The organism is Clostridium tanneri (assembly GCF_033659955.1).
Taxonomy (GTDB): Bacteria; Bacillota; Clostridia; order Clostridiales; family Clostridiaceae; genus Clostridium_AM; species Clostridium_AM tanneri.
The window spans coordinates 12,888-30,429 of record NZ_JARUJP010000011.1; the positions used below are offsets into that span (position 1 = coordinate 12,888).

The window sequence follows — 17,542 nt, forward strand, 5'->3', positions numbered from 1 at the left end:
AGTTGTTAAATAAGTTTTTTAAAAAGACAAAATATATTACAGTAAGCCAAGAATCACTTCGAAGAAATGAGGAAGTAGATAAAAAGCCTAGTATTCCAGATGGAATGTGGGTAAAATGTGATGGGTGTGGAGAAGTACTATATAAAAGTGACCTTGAGGACAATAACAGAATATGTAGTAAGTGCAACCACCATTTTAGACTAACTGCTAAAGAGAGAATTAACCTTATAATAGATAAAGATACCTTTGTAGAATTTGATAAAGGCATGAAGACAGCTAATCCTATAGCATTTGAAGGATACGAAGAAAAAATTCAAAAAATGAATAGGAATACAAACATTAATGAAGCTGTGATAACAGGGACAGGAGATATTTTTGGAGAACAGATTGTAATCTGTGTTATGGACAGTTTCTTTATGATGGGAAGTATGGGATCTGTAGTAGGTGAAAAAATTACAAGAGCTGTTGAAAAGTCAATAGAACTAAAGCTTCCTTTAATTATATTTACGACTTCAGGTGGAGCTAGAATGCAAGAAGGAATGTTTTCACTTATGCAGATGGCTAAGGTAAGTGCAGCACTTAGTAAATTAGATAAAGAAGGACTATTATATATTACTGTATTAACAGATCCTACTACTGGTGGTGTTACAGCGAGCTTTGCCATGCTTGGAGATATTATTTTATCAGAACCAAAAGCTTTGATTGGTTTTGCTGGAAAGAGAGTTATAGAGCAGACCATAAGACAAAAGCTGCCAGAGGGCTTCCAAAAGGCAGAATTTTTACTAGAGCATGGATTTATAGATAAGATAGTTTCTAGAAATGATTTAAAGAATACATTAAAGAAAATTCTACTAATTCATAATAGAAGTAGGTATTGATTTATATTGTAAAGAAGGGGAGCTGTTGGTATGGAGAAATTAGAAAAAGTACAGCAAATGATAAGTAAGAAGCTTGACAATAAAACTGCATGGGAAAGATTATCCTTAGCAAGAATGATTGAAAGACCTACAGCACTTGATTATATTGAGAAAATATTTGACTCTTTTGTAGAGTTTCATGGAGATAGATATTTTGGAGATGATCCTTCTGTAGTAGGGGGAATTGCTTTATTGAATGGAGATCCTATAACTATAGTAGCACATCAAAAAGGAAGAAATACCACAGAAAACATAAAAAGAAACTTTGGCTCTCCCCATCCAGAAGGTTACAGAAAAGGCTTAAGACTTATGAAACAGGCAGAAAAGTTCAATAGACCTATTTTATGCTTTGTGGATACACCGGGAGCTTTTTGTGGCACAGGTGCAGAAGAAAGAGGACAGGGAGAAGCTATAGCAAAAAACCTTATGGAAATGTCAAGTTTAAAGGTTCCTATTATAACCATAGTAATAGGAGAAGGTGGAAGTGGTGGTGCTTTGGCCTTTGCGGTGGCAGATAAGGTTTGGATGCTTGAGAACTCCATATACTCAATACTATCTCCTGAAGGATTTGCAAGTATACTATGGAAGGATGCCAGCCGTGCCAAGGAAGCTGCAGAAATAATGAAAATAACTGCTGGTGATCTAAAGGAATATGGTATTATAGATAAAGTTCTTAAAGAACCTTCCGGAGGAGCTCATAAGGATTTAGATAAAATGTCTGCAGTTATTAAAGGCGATTTAATAGAGTGCTTTGGAATATTAAAAAAACAGTCACCAGAAGAATTGGTAGAAAAAAGATATAACAAATTTAGAAATATGGGAAAATATATTGAAATATAATAACTGCAAATGAATTTTAACGTTTTTGCTTAAGATATCATTTAAGTTAGATATATCTAGTTTGTTGTAATATATATATTTAAGTGTTAAAATATAACATATAATTAGAGTTTTAAAGTAGCTTTTAATCAAAAGCTGCTTTATATTTTTATCTAAAAATGGGGTGATATATGTGAAAATTAAAGCATTGTTTACGTATGATTACGGAAAAGAAAACATAAAGAAGATTGAACAATTAGGATATGACATAAAAATTATAAATGAAAAAGAAGTTGTATATAGTGATGAACTAAAAGACATAGAAGTTTTAGTATGCTACAATCCCTTTCAAACTCTTGACATAGACAAAATGAAAAGGTTGAAGTGGATTCAGTTATCTAGTGCAGGAATAGATCAGCTTCCCTCAGGTTATGCAAGAAAAAGTGATATCATTGTAACTAATAATAGAGGCGGATATAGTATTCCAATGGGAGAATGGATAGTATTAAAAATACTAGAACTATTAAAACATAGCGGTAAGCTTTATGATAATCAAAAAAATAAAGTTTGGAAAATGGATACTAATATTTTAGAACTTTACGGAAAGACTGTAGGGTTTATTGGTACAGGAAGTATTGCAGAAGAAGCTGCTAAAAGGCTAAGCGGATTTGATGTAAATATTATGGGTCTAAATACTAATGGACGGGACAGTAAGTATTTTCATAGATGCTTTCCAGCAAGTAGCATAGATGAAATGTTAGCTTTAAGTGATATTGTAGTAATTACCATTCCCTATACAAAGGAAACCCACCATATGATTAATGAGGATAGACTTAAGAGTATGAGAGAAGGGGTGTATATTGTAAATGTTGCTAGAGGTTCTATAATAGATGAAAAATCCTTAATAAAAAATATACAGAAGGGTAAAGTAGCTGGGGCAGCTCTAGATGTGGCAGAAGAGGAACCGTTAAGTTCCGATAGTCCTCTTTGGGAATTACCTAATGTAATAATTACTCCTCATAATTCATGGATATCTGAATTAAGAAATGATAGAAGGTTTAATTTAATATATAACAATATGGAGAGATATGCTAAGGGACAGGGTTTAGTTAATCTAGTTAATCTAAATAAGGGATACTAACAAAATAGTGGAGATACAGTTACTGTGAAATCTTATAGTAAAGTATAAGTTTTTCACAGTAACTTTTTTATAACTAAAGGATAACTGCTGTTAAATTAGGCTGTTGTAGGGGGAGTAAATACTCTAGATGCAAGCTCTGCATCTAAAGCATAAAGGGCAGCGGCGTCTTCGGAAACTCTCTCAAGTCTTTTAACTATGTTATTGAAGGTAGTTTCTTCTTCTACCTGCTCATCTATGAACCACTTTAATAAGCTTATAGTAGCGTGCTCTCTTTCATCTGTAGCAATATCCATTAGATTATAAACTCTTTTAGTAACGTTCTTTTCATGTTTTAGTCCTTCCTTAAAAGCGTGAAGAATAGATTCAAAGTTATTTTCCGGTGATGGAAGTGCTTCTATTAAAACTCTACCGCCTACCTGATTTAAATAGTTAAAAAATTTCATAGCATGAAAATTTTCTTCCTGAGCTTGAACGTTAAAAAAATTGGCAAAGCCATCTAAATCTTTCGAAGCACAATATGCTTGCATAGCAAGGTAGGCATTTGCAGAGTAAAGCTCATAGTTTATTTGATCATTAATAGCCTTCATTAGGTTTTCACTTAACATCATATTTCCTCCAATTCATTATATAATGATTATTACGTAATATTTCGCATAATGATTATAATTATGCGCATTATGTAGTCCAAATATATTATTTATAATTCATTAAATTAGTATAACTAATTGGCCTTTAAAATATAATTAATTTTTTATTGGATAAACAGTAAAAGCAGCTAATGAATGGTTTCATCAGCTGCCTTTATAAAATCCCTTTATGGCAAGAGCTTGTTTAAATCTAAGATACCTGCACCTTGAATCCACTTAGACATATCTGCTAGGTTACAAGATACTTTCAATAAGGATAATAAGTCTTTAGGAGTTAAATCAGGGTTATTTTCATATAAAAGGGCGCAAACTCCAGCTACATATGCTGCAGAACAAGAAGTACCGCTTATATTTATATAGGGGGTGTCTAGAGAGCTAGGATATATCTTTAATCCATTTTTTTCAGAAATATAATCTGTGTTACTATTTGTAGATAATATGTTAACTGCCGCTGCTGATAAATCTGGTTTGTCTAATTTAGCAAAAGGGCCTGTTGATGAGTATTTGTAAGGTTTTGGTTGTATGTGACTAGTATCTATTCCAGCAACGGTAATACAATTCTCTAGTGTTGCAATCCCTATTATGCTTCCCTCATCATTCCCGTTATGACCTGCAGGAACTACAATAGTCACATTATAGCTTGCTGCTACATCAAATATTTTAGAAAATAAGGAAACAATAAAATAATCACTAGATAACAACTCAAAAGGAAGACATATTACCTTTATATTAAATTCTTCTCTATCATTTATAAGAGTTTCTATTGAATATAAAATATCAGATACATAACCTCTACCTAAACTATTAAAGGCCTTTATAACATATAGGTAACTATTTTCAGCAACGCCCCTATTTACTCCCTTTGAAAGATAACCACTGCCACCTAGGATACCAGCAATAGCAGTTCCATGACCGTTATCATCATAGGGATATCTACACTCACTTAACACATCAGTAAACTTTTTTATTCTGTTTCTAGGATTTAAAAAGTCTGCATGAGGATATACTCCGCTATCTATTAGACCTATGCAAATATTTTTTCCCGTTAGCTTGTATCGCTCTTGAAACATTATGCCATTAGAAGGTAAGACAGGTTTTCCACCACATAATACTGCATAAGTATCTAAACTTATATAGTTTACTTGCGGAAACTCTAATACTCTTTCTATAGCAGTAGCAGATAAAACAGCACATATACAGTTTATTATAGGAATAAAGTGTACTACTCTACCTTTATAGCTCTTAATCTTTTTTTCAATGCTTTCCGGTAGGTTTTTACAGTGAATTATGACCCTATAATTTTTATAGTATTTTTTATCTATGGCTACTTTTAAATTAGGATCTAATTTGCTTTTAAAGGAAAACATCTGCCGCTCCTTAAAAATTAATTCCAATATATATTATAATATTAACGTAGAATATATGTGCTATTGGAAAATTAAATTTTATATATTTACAATTACTTCAGGTCAAAATGATCTTTACAGAGATTGAAGAATGCTTTAGCTGTTGGAGTAAGAGTTCTTTTAGAACTAGTAATTAAATAAATATATCTTTTAAGAAAAAGATTTTCTATCTTACTCTCTTTTATAAGACCAAGTGATATGTAATCTCTTAAAACATGTTTCGAAACTACAGATATACCTAGTCCACTTTTTACAAACTGAAAGAGGGTATCTAAATTATTTACCTCAAAATGAACATCTATTTCAGAAGGATCAAAGCCTTCTTTTCTAAGTGCATATTCGAAGGTTTTACGAGTGGCTGAGCCCTCTTCTCTTAAAATAAATTTATAATTTAAAATATCTTCAATATAAACTGAATCTGCAATATTAAGAGCAGGGGAGGAAATTATTACAAGGTCATCCTCTATAAGTTTATAACTTTTTATTTTCTCGTCATTTACCAATTCACCTACAAGTCCTATTTCACAATCAAATTTAATAATGTCTTCAATTATTTCGCCAGAACTTTGCTCAATAACATCAAATGAAACTTCAGGATATGACTTATAGAACTTCTTTATAAGTGAAGGTACTATAGTATTACAAGGTGTAGTGCTGGCAGCTAGCTTAAGCTTACCATTTATAGTTTCATTAAAATTCACAATGTTATAAATGGCTTTATCTCTAGTATTTAGTATATCCAAGGCATATTTTAGAAATGATTCGCCAGCTGGTGTTAAAAGAACTTCTTTAGAAGTTCTATCAAAAAGTTGAACATTCAAATCCTTTTCTAAGCTAGCAATATGAGAGCTTATAGCGGGTTGAGATAGAAAGCAGGAAGTTGCAGCTTTTGAAAAACTTTTAAATTTAGCTACATTAATAAAAGCTTCTATTTGTTTAAAATCCATAAGGTTATCCCCCCAAGTAAATCTATTTAAAATGTTATTTATTAAGTTACAATAAAATTGATCAAATAATAAACATTTACATAACTATTATATATATAGTTTGTTAACTTTAAAAGCAAATATTAAAAGTAATTATATAAAATAAATTAAGGCTAATAAGAGAATCAGCCTTAATTTATTAACACTTATATTTAAATATTAATATACCTATAACCATTATAATAACACCAATAATTTTTGTAGTGCCAAATTTAACTTGAGGACTATCAAAAAGACCAAAAGCATCGATTAGTGCTGCAGCTGTTAGCTGAGCTACTAGTATAATAGCGATAGAACAAGTTGGACCTAAGGATTTAATTCCCTGCATTACAGTGTATATTATTACAGCCCCAAGTACTCCACCTAGCAAGTATAGTTTGTTAGCGTTTTTTATATTCTTAAAATTACCATTACCTAATATAAGCATAATTACTACTGTTACTACTAACCCAATTCCCTGAACAAGTACATTAGTTTCCCAGGTACCTATTTTATCTCCTAATCTAGTGTTAAAAACTCCCTGAAAGCTCATGGCAATTCCAGCAATTATTGAGGATATTATACCAAACATTTTTTTATCACCTTCCCTAATCTAGTTTAACCACAGGGATAGGTTATTATTAAAAAATCCAAATAAAAAACCTATGCTAATCAATGCATAGGGATTTTTTCTTAGGTTAATATCCTTCAACTTGTCGTTTGTGGTTCACATCATTTTTTTTATAATATGCTTCTTCTATTTCACTAGGCATAAAGCTTAACATTTTGCCAAGTGTTATAAAGTCTTCAAAAAGTGTTATATATTGATCCCTAGAAGAACAGGTTACAAAGTCATTTATGTCTATATAGAGATTTAAAAATTGAGATGTTACATCATATTGGATAGGTTCTTTATTATCAAGCTGAACATCCGTGAATCCTTTTTCTAAACCTAACGTCAGGATGAAATGAAGACAATCAACATATTCTTCTAAGATAACTTCCTTATTAGATGGTTTTTTGTCGCTCCAAAATTTAAAACATCTTGTTTCATTAGCGAGTTCAGCAAGTTCTACTTGTAGAGCTAAGATTTTTTTTGAAAGTAATGATTGACCATAGAGATTATGTTTTTCTTTTATGTGTTCATCCAAGTTTTCCTGTAGTTCAAATAGTTTTGATAGATTCATATAGTAAGGCCGCCTTTCTATATCCTTATGGTAGATAAAACTTTATTATAGACGTACTTTTAATAATCAATACATCCTATATATATTTTATCTAAACTTAAGAAATATTGAAATATCGTACAATCGATTACATAAAATTTTTTTAAATTATTAAAAAGTTTTAACTTCTAACAAATATATCCATTAAAATTAAATAAAAAGTCGAAATCCTTCACAATAATTTGTAAAGGATTTCGACCTCTTATTTAATGGGAAATATTAAATGCTTCAATAACTCTAGGGAGCATCCCATTTAAATGAGCTATGGCTATCCCGTAATTAGTTATAGGTATGTTTTGTTCAGAAGCTCTTATAAGTCTTGTCATAAATTGCTTTCTATTAAACATACAAGAACCACAGTGAATTATAAGTTTATAGTCAGATAGGTCCTCAGGAAAATCGACACCAGCGTTAACGACTATATCTAAATCTCCTCCAACTTTATTCTTAAGCCAGTTTGGGATCTTCTCCCTACCTATATCATTTTTTAATGCATGGTGAGTGCATGCTTCTGATATTAATACTTTATCTCCTGGCTTTAGATTATCTATAGCCTTTGCACCTTTTGCTAGTATTTCAAGGTCGCCTTTATACCTTGCCATAAGAATGGAGAAAGAAGTTAAAGGAACATCTTTAGGGATTAAATCATTAACTTTTTTAAAAACCTGGGAGTCTGTTACAACTAAATCTGGGTTTCTATTCAATGATTTTAATATATCAACAAGCTCTGTATCCTTAACAGTAAGAGCTAAGGCATCATTATCAAGTACATCTCTAATTACTTGAACCTGTGGTAGTATTAATCTTCCTTTAGGAGCCTGTATATCTTGAGGAGCTACAAGTACTATAAGATCTTTAGGTTTTATTATATCTCCTAGTATAGTTGGCAGCTCAAAATCCATAGGTGCATTAATTTGAATTGATTCTTTTAGTTTTCCTATATTTTTTTTATCTTTAGCACTAACCTTTATAAAAGGAATATCAAAGTATTGATTTAGATAGTCTAAATTTACATCTTCTAAATCTATTTTATTTATAACACCTATGACCGGTATTTCTCTTTCACGAAGTTCTTTAAACCATTCCTGCTCAAGAGATAAGTCATAACAATCAGGGGTGAAAATCAGTAGTGCTAGGTCTGTTTTATCCATAACTTCCTTAGTTTTCTTTACTCTAAGATCTCCAATTTCTCCGGTATCATCTAAGCCAGCGGTATCTATAATAACTACAGGGCCAATAGGTAGAAGCTCCATTGCTTTATACACAGGATCTGTAGTAGTACCAGCAAAGTTTGATACAACAGCTATGTCTTGTCCAGTTAATGCATTTATTAGACTAGACTTGCCAGCATTTCTTCTGCCGAAGATAGAAATATGAAGTCTATTAGCTTTAGGGGTATCTTGCATTTGTTTCCTCTCCTTTAATTACTTTTTTGTTATTGCAGATTTAACATTTACTCCTTCAATCTTTCCAAGTTTACCTGTCATAGCACTTATTTCATCAGAAGTACCATCTACTATCAATGATATAACTGATATACTTTTTTCTTTATAAGGGATGCCCATTCTTCCTACAATGATATGTGCAAAAGAATGCAATATGTCATTAACATTTGGGGCACTTTTAATATCCTCTATTACTATTCCTACTACACCAATTCTTTTATCCATAAATTACCCTCCAAAACAAAAAAACTTTGGCAAAAGGCCAAAGGTGTATTAATATTTCCTTCATCCTTTTTGCTTAGACTACTCCTTGCAATTAGGTTAGGTTACTTATTAAAATTGTATATCCAACATAATAGAAAAATCCATTATATTCGATTTATTATACTAATTATAGTTTATATTATTAATTGCTGTCAAACAAATAATAGGTTATTATAGTAAAATTAGTGAATTTTTTAATTATTTGATTAATTATGAAAAAAGGTGATATAATGACTTTATATACAAGTGGAACAGATTAAATAAGATACAGTTGAAGAATTAAATTTTACTTTATTGGAGGGATATTTACGATGACTGAACTACTTTATCAGAAGGATAGCTACTTAAAGGAATTTGAGGGAGAAATTATTGAAGTAAATCGTGAGGATAAAACTGTGATTCTTGACAAAACAGCCTTTTATCCCACTGGTGGAGGACAGAAAAGTGATACTGGAGTATTGGTTTCTGGAGATAAAAATTTTAAGGTTATTAATGTAAAGAAAAAGGGAGATAAGGTATTACATTACATAGAAGAAGAACTACCAACAGTAGGAATGAAGGTAATTGGCAAAATAAATTGGGATAACCGTTATAAGTTTATGAGAACCCATACAGCCATGCATGCACTTTGTGGAGTAATATGGAATGAATATAAAGGTGTAGTTACTGGTGGAGATATGGAACCACTAAAAGGAAGGATGGATTTTGAATTAGATAATTATAGCTTCGACAAAGCCTTTGTAGAAGATGTAGAAAAAAAGGTTAATGAAGAAATACAAAGAGACAGAGCAGTTAAAGTTAATATACTTCCAAGAGAAGAAGCCTTTAAGATTCCAGATCTAATAAGAACTAAGGTGAATCTGTTACCTGAGGGGATAACTGAAATAAGAACTGTGGAAATAGAAGGACTTGATTTACAGGCAGATGGAGGAACCCATGTAGCATCTACTAAAGACATAGGTAGAATTAAGTTAGTAGACTATAAGAGTAAAGGCAAAAATAATAAAAGAATTTATCTGGAGATAGAGTAGTTTTATTACATTACTCTTATGGTGCAAATATTCAAATTATAATACCCCTAATATAATTTATATTAGGGGTTAACTATTAATAGTTTTAGAATTCAGCAGAACCAGTAGTTCTTGGGAATGGGATTACGTCTCTTATATTAGACATTCCAGTTAAATACATAAGTATTCTTTCAAATCCAAGACCAAAGCCTGAGTGCTTAGTTTCTCCATATTTTCTTAACTCCAAATACCACCAGTAGTCTTTTTTGTTTAAGCCCATTTCTTCTATTCTCTTCTCAAGTACGTCTAATCTTTCTTCTCTTTGGCTTCCACCTACTATTTCACCAACTCCAGGAACTAGTAAGTCAGCAGCTGCAACAGTTTTTCCATCTTCATTTACTCTCATATAGAAAGCTTTTATGTCTTTAGGATAGTCTGTAACGAATATAGGCTTGTTAAATACCTTTTCAGTCAAGTATCTTTCATGCTCTGTCTGAAGGTCGATTCCCCATTCAACAGGATATTGGAATTCATGACCGGACTTTTGTAATATATCAACTGCTTCTGTATAAGTTATTCTTCCAAAGTCTGAATTTGCCACATTATCTAGTCTTGTAAATAATCCCTTATCTACAAAGGAATTAAAGAATTCCATCTCTTCGGGAGCATTTTCTCTTACGTATTTTATAATATATTTAACTAAGGCTTCAGCCACATCCATGTAATCCTTTAATTCTGCAAAAGCCATTTCAGGCTCAATCATCCAGAATTCAGCAGCGTGTCTTGCTGTATTAGAATTTTCAGCTCTAAATGTTGGACCAAAGGTATAAACATTTCTAAAAGCAAGAGCAAGAGTTTCAGCAGAAAGCTGACCACTTACAGTAAGGTTAGTTTCTCTTCCAAAGAAGTCCTGTGAAAAATCTATATTTCCTTCTTCTGTCTTTGGAACATTGTGCATGTCTAGTGTAGTTATTCTAAACATTTCACCAGCACCTTCGCAGTCGCTGCCAGTTATTATTGGAGTGTTAACATACACAAATCCATTTTCATTAAAGAATTTATGAACCGCATATGCTGCTAAAGAACGAACTCTAAATACTGCAGAAAAAGTATTACTTCTTGGTCTTAAGTGAGCTATAGTTCTCAAATATTCAAGTGTATGTCTTTTTTTCTGTAGAGGATAATCTGATGATGAAGTTCCTTCAACTGTTAACTTAGTTGCCTTTATTTCAAAAGGTTGTTTTGATTCAGGAGTAAGTACTACTGTACCTTCTACAGCTAATGTAGTGCTTATAGGAAGTCTAGTCATTTCTTTGAAGTTCTCTAAGCTATCCTCAAAAACTATTTGAACATTTTTAAAGAAACTTCCGTCATTTACTTCTATAAAACCAAAAGTCTTAGAGTCTCTTACTGTTCTTACCCAACCTGAAATCTTTACATTCTTATCTGCAAATTTCTCAGTTTCTCTGTAAAGTTGTTTTATTAATGTTAATTCCATTTGTTTTCTACCTCCGACATAAGATTATTTTATGTATAAAATAAAAAAAGCCTTTAATCCTCAAAGGGACGAAAGACTTAAATTTCGCGGTACCACCCAATTTGCCAAAATATGACCAACTTTAATAAACAAGTTTAATAACCTATTTTCCAATTGTAAGGTATTGGACACCTCTAGGCCTACTCTTAAATAATAATTTCGGTTAGAAACTCGGAGATGTTCTTCAATATAGCCTTAGTTATTGGTCTTGCACTATCACCAACTCGCTTTAAACAAGTTCTATACCTACTCTTCTCGTCATTGTTTTTAGGCATTATACTTTTATTTTAAAATTATAATATTTTTAGAATTATATGTCAATAACCTTGTTGATTTATTTACTTTTTAAAATTCTTCTCATGATTAAGGAGCCACTCTTTTCTCCAAAGGCCGCCACCATAGCCAATTAAGTTGCCATCAGATCCAATAACTCTGTGACAAGGTATAATTATGCTAATTTTATTGTTATGATTAGCGCCACCTATGGCCCTTACTGATTTTGGATTTCCAATAGCTTTTGCAATGTCTAAGTAAGAACGAGTCTCACCATAAGGTATGTCTAGGAGTTTTTGCCACACCTTTTCCCTAAAAGCTGTTCCTTTAATATCTAGCCTTATTGTAAATTCTTCCCTAATACCACTGAAATATTCATCCAGTTGGCTAAAACATTCCCTTAAACAATCATGTACTTCAGTATTTTCAAGTTTTTCTTCTATAAACTCTAATGAGGAAATACCTTGATTAGAACCTTTAAGTTCTATAGTACCAATTGGTGAAAGATAATAGGCTGTATATGTTTCATTCATAATTTATCACCTGACTAACTTTAGATTTTAACAATAGTTTATAATAAAGAAAATAAAGTTGTCTATATGATTTTGCAAAAAAATAATGTTAATCATTAGTAAGAATGTGATTCTTGGCTTTTTGACGGATATATTATAACTTAAATGTAAAAGCTGAGGCAAAGCCCCAGCTCTTATGTTTGATTATTAATTTTCTTCTTTTGCTATAGCAGCTTCTTCAATTACCGCAGCTTTATCAAAAACATTTATATACATTTGTTTAAGTTCACTTATTAATGGGTATCTTGGGTTAGCTCCTGTACATTGATCATCGAAAGCCTGCTCTGACATATCATCTAAACTAGCGTAGAATTTTTCTTCTGTAACTCCAGCAGCTTTGATAGTCATTGGAATATTAATTTTAGCCTTTAATTCATCTATAGCCGCGATTAATAATTCAACTTTTTCATCTTCACTATTTCCACCTAATCCAAGGAAATCAGCAATTCTAGCATATCTACTCTTAGCATTTGGATATTTGTATTGAGGGAATGCAGCTTGCTTTCTTGGGTTGTCTACAGCATTGAATCTGATAACTTCATTTATTAATAATCCGTTAGCAACTCCGTGTGGTATGTGGTGAGCAGCTCCTAATTTGTGTGCCATTGAGTGACATACACCTAAGAATGCATTGGCAAATGCCATACCAGCTATAGTTGAAGCGTGAGCCATTTTCTCCCTTGCTTCTATATTAGTTGTTCCTTCGCTATAAGCTATTGGCAAGTAGTCGAATATTAATTTTATTGCTTCTAGTGCTAAACCATTAGAGAACTCTGAAGCCATTACTGATACATAAGCTTCAAGTGCGTGAGTTAAAGCATCTATACCAGATGCAGCAGTTAAGCCTCTTGGCATACCCATCATTAATTCAGCATCAACGATAGCCATGTCTGGAGTTAACTCGTAGTCAGCTAGTGGATATTTAGCACCTGTTTTTTCGTCAGTTATAACTGCGAAAGGAGTAACCTCTGAACCAGTACCAGCGGATGTTGCTACTGATATCATCATAGCCTTTTCGCCCATCTTAGGGAATGTGTAGACTCTCTTTCTTATATCCATAAATCTCATTGCTAAGTCTTCAAATCTTACTTCTGGATGTTCGTACATTACCCACATGATCTTAGCAGCATCCATAGCAGAACCGCCGCCAACTGCTATAATAGTATCTGGGTTGTAGTTTAATAATTCAGCAGCACCTTTTTTAGCTGTTGCTAAAGTTGGATCTGGTTCTACATCTGTAAATATTTTGTAGTCTACTCCGATTTCATCAAGAATTTTTGTAACTTTGTCAACATATCCTAACTCATAAAGAACTTTGTCTGTTACTATAAATGCTTTCTTCTTATTTAAGTCTTTTAATTCTTTTAATGCAACTCCTAAGCTGCCATATTTGAAGTAAACTTTTTCTGGAACTCTAAACCAAAGCATATTTTCTCTCCTCTCAGCTACACTCTTGATGTTCAATAGGTGTTTTGGACCAACGTTTTCTGATACAGAGTTTCCGCCCCATGATCCACAACCAAGTGTTAATGAAGGAGCTAGTTTAAAGTTGTAAAGATCACCGATAGCACCTTGTGCTGAAGGCATGTTTATTATTGTTCTTCCTGTTTTCATTGCAGCACCAAACTTTTCAACCTTATCTTTAGCTGTCATCGTATTAGCATATAATACTGAAGTGTGTCCAAATCCACCTAATTCAACAAGTCTTTCAGCTTTTTTAAGAGCTTCATCAAAATTCTTTGCTCTATACATAGCTAGTACTGGGGATAACTTCTCGTGTGAGAACTCTTCTTCTAGCTCAACAGATTCTACTTCTCCGATAAGAACTTTGGCATCTTCAGGAACTTCAACAGCAGCTAGTTGAGCTATTTTGTAAGCTGATTGACCAACAATGTTAGCGTTTAGTGAACCATTTATTAATATTACTTTTCTAACCTTTTCTATTTCATCTTTCTTAAGAAGGTAAGCTCCTCTTTCTTCAAATTCTTTTCTTACTTGGTTGTATACTGAATCTAAAGCTATAACTGATTGCTCAGATGCACATATAACACCGTTATCGAAAGTTTTTGAAAGAAGTATTGAGTTTACAGCCATTTGAATATCCGCAGTTTCATCGATTATAGCTGGAGTATTACCTGCACCAACACCGATTGCTGGTTTGCCAGATGAATAAGCAGCTTTAACCATTCCAGGGCCTCCTGTAGCAAGTGTTATGTCTGCTTCTCTCATTACGATTTGTGAAAGTTCAACGGATGGCTCGTCTATCCATGCAACTATGCCTTCTGGAGCACCAGCTTGTACCGCTGCATCAAGAACTAATTTAGCTGCAGCAATAGTTGATTTTTTTGCTCTAGGGTGAGGTGAGAAGATTATTCCATTTCTAGTTTTTAAGGCTATTAGGGCTTTAAAGATTGCAGTGGAAGTTGGATTAGTTGTTGGAACAACAGCGGCGATAACCCCTATAGGTTCTGCGATTTTTTTCATACCGAAAGCTTGATCTTCATCTATAACTCCGCAAGTTTTCTCATCTTTGTATTTATTGTATATATATTCTGAAGCAAAGTGATTTTTTATAACCTTATCTTCAACTATTCCCATTCCAGTTTCTTCTACGGCCATTTTAGCAAGTCTTATTCTAGCACTGTTAGCTGCCATCGCTGCTTGTCTAAAAATTTCATCTACCTGTTCTTGAGTGTAAGTAGCAAATTGCTTCTGAGCAGCTCTTACCTCTTCTAATCTTTTCATTAATTGATCAACATTAGTTACCTTCATGAACAGCACCTCTTTCATATATTTATAATTAATATTTACGTTATTTTCGTTATGGTAATAAGGTAGGTATTCTGATTATAAAAATTGTCTAAAATATTTTTATCTTTTATGTTTTCTGTACTCAACCTTATGACATTATTATGCATCATAGTTTGTTAAATGTCAATCAATTTTCTAAAATATTTAACTAAATTATGTAAAAAACGTTTTCAAATTGTTTATCTAAGGGCTATAACATAGTTGTATATTTATTTATAACTTTATGCTAGGATGGCTAAAGAGAGACTTTAATAATGATGTTGAAAGTTAAAAGGAACCTATAGGTCTGTTGAGTTATGCTAAATAACGAAAAGGACTGTCTAGTAACTTTCGTATAGTTTTCTAAAAAATATATGGAGCAATCCTGAGCAGGAAACTAATCAATGAAATATTATTGTTAAAAAAATAACTACATATCTACTTTTGGTAGGTTAATAATTTAACAATGATACGCTGATTGGAATAACAAACTAGCTTTAATATACAGATCAATGTTTATTTTATTGCAATGATAAGTGATAAACTTAGTTATTTAAAGCTGTATTAATTTTAATAAAAAAGAATTATAGTTTTATCTTTATGATAAGTAATGCTAAAGCTTATTTAACTTTAAAACTACCGAATGTTATATAAAGTTATTTGCTTTAGAATAGTAATTTTTTGATAATATTAAAAATATCATATAAAGGTAGATTACATGGGGGTGTTATTTTGAATGAAAAAGCTGTTTTGACCGGAAATGAAGCTGTAAGTAGAGGCTTTTGGGAAGCCGGAGGAACCATAGCATCAAGTTATCCCGGATCACCAACGGTTCAAATTTTAGAGTCCTTAGGTAATTATAAGGAGATTTTCAGTGAATGGGCTGTAAATGAAAAAGTTGCTTTTGAAATTGCTATGGGTGGAAGTTTTGCAGGAGCAAGAAGTATGGTCTCTATGAAACATGTAGGCATAAACATAGCATCTGATCCTTTTATGACATTTACAGAGGTAAAAACAAAGGGTGGATTTTTATTAGTGGTAGGAGATGACCCAGGGCTTACAAGTTCACAAAATGAACAGGATAGTAGATTCTGGGGTAAGTATGCCAATATACCTGTGATAGAACCTTCAAATCCTCAAGAAGTTAAGGAATATGTTAAAGAGGGTTTAAAAATAAGTGAGGACTTTAATACTCCTGTTTTAATAAAGCTTACTAGCAGGCTTTGTCATTGTAGAGGTATTGTAGAGTTAAATGAAAGACAGGAAAGAGAAATAGAAGGTTTTGTTGAAGATCAGTCAAGATATTGCATGCTGCCTCCTTTTGCTAATAAGCAGCAATACTTTATGAAAGAGAGAATGGAAAAACTTCAAGCATTTAACGATTCTACAACTTTAAATAAGCTGGAAGAAGTAGAAAATTCTCAAGTGCTTATTATTACTAGTGGTATGCCATATGAATGCTTAAAGGAAATAGAGCCAAAGGTTTCTGTACTAAAGCTTGCCATGGTATGGCCAATGCCTATAGATAAGATTAAGGAATTAAGTAAGAAATACAAGAGAGTTATCGTTATAGAAGAACTTATGCCGTTTATGGAAGAAACCTTAAAAAGTAATGGAGTAAAAGCAGAAGGAAAAGAGTATTTCTCCTTTACAGGAGAATTGACAGTAGATAGCATAAGAGAAGGTCTTGAAAAGGCTGGTGTATTATCTAATAGTGGAAAAGATATTCTACCACAAGAGGAGGGAAATATCCCACCACGGACACCTATGTTATGTTCCGGATGTCCTCATAGACCTATATTTCATATATTAAAGATGGCAAAAGCTACCGTAATGGGAGATATAGGCTGTTACTCTTTAGGAATACTAGAACCTTTTGAAGTTCATAAAACCAATATAAGCATGGGTGCTTCTTTGGGAAATGCACTAGGTGTTGCTGCGGCTCAGAGCAAGGCCGGAAAAATAAAGCCTATTGTTGCTACGATTGGAGACGGAACCTTCTTCCACTCTGGAATGACGGGAATTCTTCAATTAGCAAAGACAAAGGAAAATATAACAGTAATAGTTATGGATAACAGGACTACTGCTATGACTGGTGGTCAGGAAACACTTACAACTGGAGACTATTTTAAAGAAAGAGATATTTATAGTGTTAGTATTCCTGAGGTCTTAAAGACCTTTGGTATAAAAGACATAACAGTAGTAGATCAGTTCAAATATAAAGAAACTAAGGAAGCAATACATGCTGCAATGAAAAGAGAAGGCTTATCAATAATAGTCACCACAAGGCCTTGTGCTTTGAATTTTAAGATAAAGCAGCCGCATTTTTATGTAGATGAAAACATCTGTATTAGTTGTAGAAGTTGTATTAGAACAAACTGCCCTCCTATATCTATGAAGCTTTACCCAGGAAAGGATAAAAAGAACTCCTATATTAATCCAGATATGTGTGTAGGTTGTTCTGTTTGTTCTCAGGTCTGTCCTGTAGGAGCAATTAAAAGAAGTTCAGATGAGAATAATTAAGGAGGTA

15 protein-coding genes and 1 other annotated feature are annotated in these 17,542 nt (G+C 32.5%); of the genes, 5 read left to right on the top strand and 10 right to left on the bottom strand.

All coding sequences use genetic code 11. The features are described from left to right. Nucleotides 1–2: 2 nt before the first annotated feature. From accD to P8V03_RS10590, 3 genes are all read left to right on the top strand, one after another. Nucleotides 3–878 carry an acetyl-CoA carboxylase, carboxyltransferase subunit beta gene (gene accD, locus P8V03_RS10580; protein ID WP_261672283.1) on the top strand — a complete coding sequence of 292 codons (876 nt, stop codon included), beginning with the start codon at nt 3–5 and terminating at the stop codon, nt 876–878. A gap of 30 nt (nt 879–908) precedes the next feature. Beyond that, nucleotides 909–1,757, top strand: a complete 849-nt coding sequence (locus P8V03_RS10585; RefSeq protein ID WP_318798122.1) for an acetyl-CoA carboxylase carboxyltransferase subunit alpha — start codon at nt 909–911, stop codon at nt 1,755–1,757. Between the two features lie 172 nt (nt 1,758–1,929). Further along, nucleotides 1,930–2,877 carry a phosphoglycerate dehydrogenase gene (locus P8V03_RS10590; protein WP_318798123.1) on the top strand — a complete coding sequence of 316 codons (948 nt, stop codon included), beginning with the start codon at nt 1,930–1,932 and terminating at the stop codon, nt 2,875–2,877. Between the two features lie 95 nt (nt 2,878–2,972). Here the strand turns inward: P8V03_RS10590 and P8V03_RS10595 are convergent, their stop codons facing one another. From P8V03_RS10595 to P8V03_RS10625, 7 genes are all read right to left on the bottom strand, one after another. Continuing rightward, complete coding sequence (locus P8V03_RS10595) at nt 2,973–3,482, bottom strand: ferritin (protein ID WP_318798124.1); 510 nt, start codon at nt 3,480–3,482, stop codon at nt 2,973–2,975. A gap of 209 nt (nt 3,483–3,691) precedes the next feature. Further along, nucleotides 3,692–4,891: a S8 family peptidase gene (locus P8V03_RS10600; RefSeq protein WP_318798125.1), complete on the bottom strand. Its 1,200-nt coding sequence runs from the start codon at nt 4,889–4,891 to the stop codon at nt 3,692–3,694. Nucleotides 4,892–4,983: 92 nt separating this feature from the next. Further along, a complete protein-coding gene (locus P8V03_RS10605) occupies nt 4,984–5,877 on the bottom strand; it encodes a selenium metabolism-associated LysR family transcriptional regulator (protein WP_261672278.1) in 894 nt (297 codons plus the stop codon). A gap of 178 nt (nt 5,878–6,055) precedes the next feature. Then, complete coding sequence (locus P8V03_RS10610) at nt 6,056–6,487, bottom strand: DMT family transporter (protein WP_261672277.1); 432 nt, start codon at nt 6,485–6,487, stop codon at nt 6,056–6,058. 106 nt (nt 6,488–6,593) lie between these two features. Next, nucleotides 6,594–7,082 carry a dUTP diphosphatase gene (locus P8V03_RS10615; RefSeq protein ID WP_261672275.1) on the bottom strand — a complete coding sequence of 163 codons (489 nt, stop codon included), beginning with the start codon at nt 7,080–7,082 and terminating at the stop codon, nt 6,594–6,596. Between the two features lie 245 nt (nt 7,083–7,327). Continuing rightward, on the bottom strand, nt 7,328–8,527 hold the full coding sequence (gene hydF, locus P8V03_RS10620; RefSeq protein ID WP_318798126.1) for a [FeFe] hydrogenase H-cluster maturation GTPase HydF: 1,200 nt from the start codon (nt 8,525–8,527) through the stop codon (nt 7,328–7,330). A gap of 18 nt (nt 8,528–8,545) precedes the next feature. Then, complete coding sequence (locus tag P8V03_RS10625) at nt 8,546–8,791, bottom strand: TM1266 family iron-only hydrogenase system putative regulator (RefSeq protein ID WP_261672273.1); 246 nt, start codon at nt 8,789–8,791, stop codon at nt 8,546–8,548. A gap of 350 nt (nt 8,792–9,141) precedes the next feature. Here P8V03_RS10625 and P8V03_RS10630 point away from each other — a divergent pair, with 350 nt between their 5' ends. Next, complete coding sequence (locus tag P8V03_RS10630) at nt 9,142–9,861, top strand: alanyl-tRNA editing protein (RefSeq protein WP_261672272.1); 720 nt, start codon at nt 9,142–9,144, stop codon at nt 9,859–9,861. An 85-nt stretch (nt 9,862–9,946) separates the two neighbouring features. Here the strand turns inward: P8V03_RS10630 and asnS are convergent, their stop codons facing one another. From asnS to adhE, 3 genes are all read right to left on the bottom strand, one after another. Beyond that, nucleotides 9,947–11,338, bottom strand: a complete 1,392-nt coding sequence (gene asnS / locus P8V03_RS10635) for an asparagine--tRNA ligase (protein WP_261672271.1) — start codon at nt 11,336–11,338, stop codon at nt 9,947–9,949. Nucleotides 11,339–11,399: 61 nt separating this feature from the next. Then, nucleotides 11,400–11,648: a binding site (T-box leader), on the bottom strand. Nucleotides 11,649–11,715: 67 nt separating this feature from the next. Next, nucleotides 11,716–12,183 (bottom strand): methylated-DNA--[protein]-cysteine S-methyltransferase, encoded by a 468-nt coding sequence (locus P8V03_RS10640; protein ID WP_318798127.1) that lies wholly within the window; start codon nt 12,181–12,183, stop codon nt 11,716–11,718. Between the two features lie 186 nt (nt 12,184–12,369). Further along, nucleotides 12,370–14,994 carry a bifunctional acetaldehyde-CoA/alcohol dehydrogenase gene (gene adhE, locus P8V03_RS10645; RefSeq protein WP_318798128.1) on the bottom strand — a complete coding sequence of 875 codons (2,625 nt, stop codon included), beginning with the start codon at nt 14,992–14,994 and terminating at the stop codon, nt 12,370–12,372. Between the two features lie 750 nt (nt 14,995–15,744). Here adhE and P8V03_RS10650 point away from each other — a divergent pair. Next, on the top strand, nt 15,745–17,535 hold the full coding sequence (locus P8V03_RS10650; protein ID WP_318798129.1) for a thiamine pyrophosphate-dependent enzyme: 1,791 nt from the start codon (nt 15,745–15,747) through the stop codon (nt 17,533–17,535). Nucleotides 17,536–17,542: the final 7 nt, after the last annotated feature.